We start from the raw sequence: 7481 nt of genomic DNA, 5'->3' as shown, positions 1-7481 counted from the left end.
CTTGCATTTCGAAATACATTTTCATTTGGATATTGCTCTAAAAGGGCATAGGCTTCTTGAGCTAATTTTAAACAATCTTGTTCAAAAACGGTCGTACTTTTAAAGCGGTTCAATCGTTTTTTGAAAAAAGTTAAATTGGCAGTATTGAAGATTTTTTGTTCCATTTTGTCGCCAATCGATTCTGCTTGTTCGAATTCACTCAAATAAATGGATGTTTCTTCGGAATCATCATCAGTTAGTTGCCATTCTTTTAACATCTCGTATTGATAATAAAGAAAACTATTTTCCTGTCTATAATAAGGTATGTTGACACTATGATAGAGATAACTACAAACCGATAATAAAAGCTGTGCACTGTGTTTTCGTTTATTGTTTTTTAACAAACGGTAAAGCGGTACTACTGGAATATAATAAAGTGTAGAGTTAGTATTGTATCGTTCTTCACTTGTAAAAAAAGTTTTTTGGTTATCCTGTACGAGTTTGATTTCTTCCCAATCCCTCACCTTATCTTTTAGTTTTTCTTTGGTGTCCCATAAAGCCAAAGCGATATTGTATGGATAACCAAAAGGTTGGGTGTGAATGGGGTTAATATTATAATGTGTTGCAAGTTGGGAAAGAGATTGGTAAAAATCTCTTTCCGTGTTTGCTGTTTTCTTACAAGCTTGTGCAGTTTTCGTTTCTGCCAAAACTGGCAGGAATGAAGTTCTTAAAAAACCATTGGCAACATTGGTACTGGTACGGACTGCTGTTTGTCCTTGCGGATTTCGTTTGCATCCTTTGTTCGTTTCATCCAGTTTGCGAACTCTCCTAATTGACGGTGTAGTTGCTTTTGTTTGGATTCTTTGGGTAGCTGTATCGTACCCGCTATGATATGTGATTGCATAAGTCATTTTTTATAATTTTTGGTTTAACCTTTTGTCCCTATAGTACTTTCAAAGCGGTATTGTACCATATCATCCTTTATTACAGGTGTGCTAATTTTTGCAGTTGTAAGGATGGGATAAGTATTCGAATAAAAGTTTAACACGGCTTGTACACTCCATTTTGGTTCGGGGTCTGTGAGTTTGATTTCTTGTCCTTTATCGTTAAACAGAAATACTCTTTCTAATTGTGTGGCTAATAACATAATGATTCAATTTAGACGTTAAACATTTTCTTGCTCTGCTCCGAAAAGACTAGGCGAAGCGAATTTATCGGATAGTTCTTTTTTACGTTTGTGTATGGCTTCGGCATATTCAGGATAATCGTTAGGATTAGGTACTTTCATCCAGGCATCACGGGGTTTGCCATCGTTGTCCAATTCATCCGCCTTTGCCATAGCTTCTTTGTATTTCTTTTCTTTTTCGTCCTTTGCTTTTTTCTCCTTATCGGTTTTTTCCTTTTCCATTGCCGATTGTTTTTGGGCATTTTCCAATTGCTTCATATAGGCTTCCATATTGACCATTAAACCCGAAGCAGTTTGTAAGGGTACTGCAATACTTTCAAAAAATCCCTCGTCTAGTTCTTCTGCTGTCCCTCTAAGATTAAGAGGTGGGATTAGTTGTTTGGCATTGTCTCCGCATTGTTCGTTTTGCAGTAGAATAGAAACGACAAGTTTGTTTTCTACTGCTCTTGATATAGTTAGCTGTAAATCGCCAGTGATTTCTAATTCTGCTATCTGATTGAAAAAATTAGTATTCATCTTTTAAATTTTTAAAGTGTTGTTTAATCCGTTTTTAATTGCTGTTAACTTTTCGTGCATATCCAGCCAATAGGCTTTTTGTCTTTCATTGAAATCTGAAAAATCGTTACCCTCTTGTTGGTAGTCTTTGTATTCTGCCGTTATTTTGATAGCTTCATCAAGGTCGGTTACCTCAATAGCGTAACCGTTCAAATCAATTACTTCCATTCATCAAAAAATTTATGTTGATAGCGTTCGCACCAATTTTTGCAAATGAGCTACATAGTTCGAATGCTTTTTGGGACTTTATCTGTGCCGTACCACCTAATACAATGGATTGTAATTTGGCTTCATCATCCTTATAATTGCGTACATTTTGGTAGTATCCAGTAACAGCGTTATAAGCTCCAAATAATGTCCCTTTTGTAGTTTCCATCTGTTGGGTCTCATTAGTCATGGCATAAGCAAAAGCACTTTCAACAGTATTTTTGAACACGGTCGATATTTCGTCTTCATTCCCTTTTTTGATATGCTCTAGGGTTTCTTTATTGGGACAAAGTGCCAACTGTATCAATTTTTCAACCTCCTTATCACTTACTTTTACTTTTGCCCAGTCATTGAAGATGTTTTCTAATTGGTTGCTGAACTCGTTTGCCAATCCCATTACTTTGTGGGCATTGTCCAAACGTTGTTTAGCTCCCGAAGTATGGCGAATGCGTACCACGTTACTCATATTGCGAAGTGAAGCGTTAAGTGTATTTTGGCAAACAATTCGAACAGGGGTAAAGGCTGCGGTAATACTTCCGCTACCATCGTGCGAAGTGGTGAGAAAAATATATTTTTCTGTTACATCATCGCCATTACCCACACGGATATAATCAGGCAGTTTTGCAGTTATGAAAATACGCTCTCCATTTCCTAAAGCTCCTGCGGTCTCGTATAAGATTCCGTCAGTTCCTCCAACAATAGCATCAAAAAAACTAAAAGCCTCCCGATTCTGTACGATATGGTAATCTTTGCCCACCACACCCAAAACGGTGTTGTTATCAGTGCGTATAGTAGCAAAATAATTAGGTACGTTTAGTTCGTTGTCTCTAATTTCTATGCTGTTTGTATTTTCAATAATTCCTGAACCTTTAGTGTATAGCGGACTTTTGATTACCTCATAATCCAGTCCTGCATGTTGGATTGCTTCTACACTTGTGGGATAATCTTGTACAATTTGTCCTAAACCGTGCCATGCTTTTTCCTGAACGCTTAAAAAAGAATAACGTCTAGTTTCTTCATTGAAATTTAAATTATGTGCCATGATATTGAGATTTTAAAATTTGAAAAGATTAAATGAATTGTGTTAGAATGGTAAATCGTCTCCAGTCTCCTGATTTGGAGTTTTGGTTTTCTGTTCGTTGGTGCTTGTCTGAACGTTTTCTGTTTTCTTACCGCCTCCATGCAATTTGATAGTTGAAGTATGGAAATTTAAACTTGCTCTTAATTCTCCGTTATTGGCTGTCCACGGTCTTGTACTAACTCTACCTGTAAGTTCTACCAAAGTACCTTTAGTGAGTACCTTCGCCACGTTTGGGCTTATCCAGTAGGAGCAATCAAAATAGGTAGTTTGTTCTATGCGTTCGCCTTGTTTGTTACGATAGCTGTCGTTAGTAGCTACTGAAAAGTTGACTACTTGTTTTTCTTTTGAAGTTGTGCGTACTTCCGCATCCCTTGTCAGTCTTCCGATGATGTTCATAATCTTTACTTTTTAGAGTTAAATTTTATTTTATTTATTCGGTAATGAGAGGAGGAGCTGTTTCGTTTCACTCTATTACCATTTCTAATGCTTTTGTTTTCCATTATTGACATTTTTTTTTATTCGTCTAAAGAGTCGGAGTATGCTTTGTTTCGTTTCAGGAGCATAAAAGGTTAGTGTTTAGCAGGAGCAAGGTTTTGTCAAACAAATACAACCCGGATGGGTGGAGATTTTTTGGCAAACCCGTAGAGCTTGACCTTGTTCCTGCGTTAAGAACACTAGAATACCTTTGCTCTTGAAATAAAATAAAGCATGCAGATTCTTGATTAAAAAAGACGTGGAAGTGATGAAATGATATTGAATGAAATCAAAAAAGTTGTATTGATTAGGTTGGGTTTTTAAATTTTGTGGCTACAAAAGCCATGTAAAAGGATCTTGAAAAATACTGTTTGGGAGAAGATTTGGATTTTTCAAGATGCTTTTATTAGGGATCCGATTAAGCTCTTTTGTGAAGGAGCGGAGCGCATGAATAAATGTGCTTTGAGGATTTGAGTCTATGTCTTATATGCCAGAAGTAGCCAAAATAAGACTTAATAAGCCATGATTTCCTGTTAGATTATGTAACTGTTAAATTTATTTATGAATACATATATAAATAATTAACAATGCAAAATATTTTTTTGCGTGGAAAGATATGGAGGATAAAGATGAGCGAAAATGATAAAGTATTGATAGATGGAAAGATAAAAGAGTTAAAAAAGGATTTTGAAGAGAAAAGGGAACAAAATTTTGTAAATTTACTAATTGAAATTATTGTTGCCATAACATTAAATGAGTTAAATGAAAAGAGCGATTAGATATTTAAGATTTAGTCAGTTGGGACAAAGTAATGGTTCTATTGAAAGACAAGAACTTTATACTGATCAATGGTTGAAATTTAACAATGTTGAATTGGTTGACACCTTTATTGATAGAGGTAGAAGTGCAAAGACATTTGATAGACCAGATTTTATAAAACTTCAAGAGTTTATTTCGAAACATTTTAAAAGTGTTGACTATCTTTTGGTGGATCAGATGGATAGGTTCAGTAGGGATGCTGGTGAGGCAATGAGTATGGTGAAAACACTTCAAAGAAAATACAATATTCAGGTAGTTAGTGTAACTGAAGGAATCACATTTGATTATGATACACCGGGAAGTTTTTTCAGAGCAGGTTTGCAACTTCTGCTTGCTGAAGAGGATAATATTAATAGAAGTATCAAAATTAGAGGAGGGCTTTATACCGCAAGAGCAAAAGAGGGGCGTTATATAGGTATTAAACCTCCGTTTGGATATGTGAAATTAGGAGAAGGAAAAGAACGAAAATTAGTTATTGATGAGACAGAGGCTAAAATTGTAAAATTTATTTACGATGCTTTTTTACATGATACACCACTTTACATAATAAAAGAAAAAGCTCGTGCTCTTGGTTTTCCTAAAAGAGGAAATACGGCTGTCGAAAGAATTTTGGCAAATCCTGTTTATGCAGGAATGTTACAAGTACAAGGTTATAAAGAATATCCTGGAGGAATATTTCCCGCGATTCATGAAGCAATTATAGATACTGCAACTTGGCAGCTTGTACAGAGTAAAATGAAGAAACCAGAAAAGATTAGAACTGTTTTAGATGAAGATCTTCCTCTTAGGGGTATTCTAAAGTGTCATTGTGGTAATTATTTGACAGGAGCTCCGTCAAGAAGTAAATCAGGAAAATATTTTCATTATTACAAATGTAAATTTTCGAAGCATAATAATATTAGTGCAATAAAAGCTCATAAACAGCTTTTAGAAATTTGGGAATTAATGAGTCTTCCCAAAAATAGATTGTTAGAGATAAAACAGTCAACAAATAAAGCTATAGAAGAAAATTTGAAAGCTAGTAAAGACAAAATAATAGAGAAGAAACTTATTCTTGAAGAAACTCAGCAAAAGATGTTTTCGGTTGAAGAGAAATGGATTAAAAATGAAATATCCAAGGATACTTATGACAGGTGGTATTCTTCTTATAGTAATACTATTTTTTCTTGTAAAAGTGCAATTGAACGACTGGGTAAGTTTGAAAGTAATGCTTATACAATTTTACAGAAAAATTTAGATATGCTAGGGGATATGAAAAATATATACTTACAAGCAGATATTATTCAAAAAAGAGAATTTGTAAAACTGGTGTTCGACAGCAATTTATACTATCAGGATGGTATCTATCGAACACCTACAATGATTGATGTATTATCTTGTAATCACTTGTTAATGAAGGAAAAAGGATTGCTTTTGTATGATAAAAAAAGGGATGATTTTCCAATCATCCCATCCAGTGGAGTCGCCGGGAATCGAACCCGGGTCCAAACAAGCAACTAAAGAGCTTTCTACACGCTTATTTCCTGATTGAATTTTCGATAGTTTGCCAGGCCAGAAACAGCCACAAACTACTTAGCTTCTTAATTTTCGAAAACCACCCGAAGCTTATGGAAATCTAGGTCTATTTTTACGGTTCCCCTGTACTGACCGCCATAAACCAAGGCTTTCAAGGAGAATCCAGCTTCCCTACCTTGTAGGGACGTGGCGTAATCGTACTATAATTCGGATTATGCAGCTAAAGCGTAGTTATTTTCGCCGTGTAAAAGTTCGAGATCTTATATTTACGAGCAAGGTCTCAATGCTCGACGTGCTTACTGTTCAATTCGACTTGCTGTCAAAACCAGTCGACCCCAGTTTCTTTTGGACTCAAAAAGAAAAAATTTGAGTGCGCGAATATACAATTTTTATACTAATATCACTATTGATCAGGTTTGTTAATACAAAAATTATTCCTCTTTTTCGTCGTTGCCTAATTTGAATGGATAATCACCAAATAAAGGAGCTAGTTTTCTAACCTGATAAGTTTTTGTAGTGAACTTATTTGAGAGCGCAATGATAGTTACATGTTCTTTTAATAATGTTATATAAGAAGAAGTATTACCATGCCACCATCCGTTATGAAAATAGAAATTTTGTCCGGTTTCCCAATTAATCATTCTAATCCCAAGTCCGTAATTTTTTTCGCCTTTATATTCCTGACTAAAAGGAGTATAAACCAATTTTAATAGTTCAGGACTTAAAAAATCAGGTGAATTTCGGGCAAGGTCAAATTTTAATAAATCTCTTGGTGTTGAATAAATATTTTTATCTCCATAAACAGCATCCAGATAATCTTTACCTATTTCTATTTTATTACCTTTATAGGAAGTCACAGCGGTATCTTTATCTTTTTCATAATCAAAAACATAGGTGTGATTCATTCCCAATGGTTTAAAAATCATGCGTTGCATAGCATTTTTATAACTAAGACCGGTTTTCTTTTCTATAATAAGTGCCAATATGGCATAATTAGTGTTGCAATAACTAAATCTGCTGTCGGTTCTGGACTCTAATCCAATTTTTTTGGTTGCCATTAAATCAAGAATATCCTGATTAGTCAAAATTTTATGTCTGTCCCAGACCCCATCATTTTTATCGGTAAAATAAGCATAGTTGCGCATTCCGCTACGATGATTTAAAAGTGTTTTAATGGTTACTTCCGGAAAAGGAAAAGTAGGCAGGATAGTATTTACTTTCTGATCCAGACTAATTTTTTTAGCATCTATTAATTTTAAAATTGCTGAAGCAGTTAAAATTTTACTCACAGATGCTAAATGAAGCGGGGTAGTAGCTGTTATAGGTCTTTCATCACGAAAATCAGCCATACCATCATATTTTTCAAAAATAATCTGTCCATTTTGAGCCACAAGAAAACTGCCGTTCATACTGTTGTTACGCCAGTTTTTATTGTAAAAATTTTCTATTGCATTTTTTTTAGAATTGGTATATTGTGCCGTTAACTTAGGGAGTTTTTTTGCAGGAGGCTCCATGTGAGGCATGGTGTCTTTTGGCTTTTCATCAGAAAGCACAGCTTCTTTGTTCTTTTGTTTACAAGAATTCAAAATTAAAAGAAGAAGCAGTATTTGTAGTATATTTGTCTTTTTTACAGAAATCATTATTTTAAGGGTATAGGGGCAAATA

At 34.7% G+C, this 7481-nt stretch carries 9 protein-coding genes and 1 other RNA gene; 2 read left to right on the top strand and 8 right to left on the bottom strand.

The window, feature by feature from the left end:
* The 6 genes from ACSV4D_RS14855 to ACSV4D_RS14830 all read right to left on the bottom strand — a co-directional run.
* Nucleotides 1–890: hypothetical protein (locus ACSV4D_RS14855; protein ID WP_439228868.1), on the bottom strand; the 890-nt coding region annotated here is incomplete at its 3' end.
* 17 nt (nucleotides 891–907) lie between these two features.
* Nucleotides 908–1126: a PRTRC system protein C gene (locus tag ACSV4D_RS14850; protein ID WP_439228867.1), complete on the bottom strand. Its 219-nt coding sequence runs from the start codon at nucleotides 1124–1126 to the stop codon at nucleotides 908–910.
* 18 nt (nucleotides 1127–1144) lie between these two features.
* Nucleotides 1145–1681 (bottom strand): PRTRC system protein E, encoded by a 537-nt coding sequence (locus ACSV4D_RS14845; protein ID WP_439228866.1) that lies wholly within the window; start codon nucleotides 1679–1681, stop codon nucleotides 1145–1147.
* A gap of 3 nt (nucleotides 1682–1684) precedes the next feature.
* Complete coding sequence (locus ACSV4D_RS14840) at nucleotides 1685–1888, bottom strand: hypothetical protein (protein WP_373390521.1); 204 nt, start codon at nucleotides 1886–1888, stop codon at nucleotides 1685–1687.
* Nucleotides 1875–2969 carry a DUF932 domain-containing protein gene (locus ACSV4D_RS14835; protein WP_439228865.1) on the bottom strand — a complete coding sequence of 365 codons (1095 nt, stop codon included), beginning with the start codon at nucleotides 2967–2969 and terminating at the stop codon, nucleotides 1875–1877. The genes ACSV4D_RS14840 and ACSV4D_RS14835 overlap by 14 nt, the downstream gene beginning before the upstream one ends.
* 42 nt (nucleotides 2970–3011) lie before the next feature.
* Entirely contained in the window at nucleotides 3012–3404 is a 393-nt protein-coding gene (locus tag ACSV4D_RS14830; protein ID WP_439228864.1) for a single-stranded DNA-binding protein, read from the bottom strand.
* A gap of 665 nt (nucleotides 3405–4069) precedes the next feature.
* Between ACSV4D_RS14830 and ACSV4D_RS14825 the strand changes: the two genes are divergently transcribed.
* A complete protein-coding gene (locus ACSV4D_RS14825) occupies nucleotides 4070–4261 on the top strand; it encodes a hypothetical protein (protein ID WP_439228863.1) in 192 nt (63 codons plus the stop codon).
* Nucleotides 4245–5801 carry a recombinase family protein gene (locus tag ACSV4D_RS14820; protein ID WP_439228862.1) on the top strand — a complete coding sequence of 519 codons (1557 nt, stop codon included), beginning with the start codon at nucleotides 4245–4247 and terminating at the stop codon, nucleotides 5799–5801. Before ACSV4D_RS14825 ends, ACSV4D_RS14820 begins: the two co-directional genes overlap by 17 nt.
* Here the strand turns inward: ACSV4D_RS14820 and ssrA are convergent.
* Both ssrA and ACSV4D_RS14810 read right to left on the bottom strand, forming a co-directional pair.
* Nucleotides 5756–6153, bottom strand: a transfer-messenger RNA (tmRNA) gene (gene ssrA, locus ACSV4D_RS14815). The two genes, ACSV4D_RS14820 and ssrA, sit on opposite strands and share 46 nt — an antisense overlap.
* Nucleotides 6154–6247: 94 nt before the next feature.
* Nucleotides 6248–7456: a serine hydrolase domain-containing protein gene (locus ACSV4D_RS14810; protein WP_439228861.1), complete on the bottom strand. Its 1209-nt coding sequence runs from the start codon at nucleotides 7454–7456 to the stop codon at nucleotides 6248–6250.
* Nucleotides 7457–7481 lie beyond the last annotated feature (25 nt).

The organism is Flavobacterium sp. ARAG 55.4, assembly GCF_051846875.1.
GTDB classification, from domain to species: domain Bacteria; phylum Bacteroidota; class Bacteroidia; order Flavobacteriales; family Flavobacteriaceae; genus Flavobacterium; species Flavobacterium plantiphilum.
The sequence above is the reverse complement of the archived record's forward strand: the minus strand, read 5'-3'. Positions and strand labels throughout refer to the sequence as shown.

Excerpts from the sequence above, each read along its gene's own strand:
- ACSV4D_RS14840 (WP_373390521.1), bottom strand. The coding sequence starts at position 1,888 with ATGGAAGTAATTGATTTGAACGGTTACGCTATTGAGGTAACCGACCTT.
- ACSV4D_RS14835 (WP_439228865.1), bottom strand. The coding sequence starts at position 2,969 with ATGGCACATAATTTAAATTTCAATGAAGAAACTAGACGTTATTCTTTT.
- ACSV4D_RS14820 (WP_439228862.1), top strand. The coding sequence starts at position 4,245 with ATGAAAAGAGCGATTAGATATTTAAGATTTAGTCAGTTGGGACAAAGT.
- ACSV4D_RS14850 (WP_439228867.1), bottom strand. The coding sequence starts at position 1,126 with ATGTTATTAGCCACACAATTAGAAAGAGTATTTCTGTTTAACGATAAA.
- ACSV4D_RS14845 (WP_439228866.1), bottom strand. The coding sequence starts at position 1,681 with ATGAATACTAATTTTTTCAATCAGATAGCAGAATTAGAAATCACTGGC.
- ACSV4D_RS14810 (WP_439228861.1), bottom strand. The coding sequence starts at position 7,456 with ATGATTTCTGTAAAAAAGACAAATATACTACAAATACTGCTTCTTCTT.
- ACSV4D_RS14825 (WP_439228863.1), top strand. The coding sequence starts at position 4,070 with ATGCAAAATATTTTTTTGCGTGGAAAGATATGGAGGATAAAGATGAGC.
- ACSV4D_RS14830 (WP_439228864.1), bottom strand. The coding sequence starts at position 3,404 with ATGAACATCATCGGAAGACTGACAAGGGATGCGGAAGTACGCACAACT.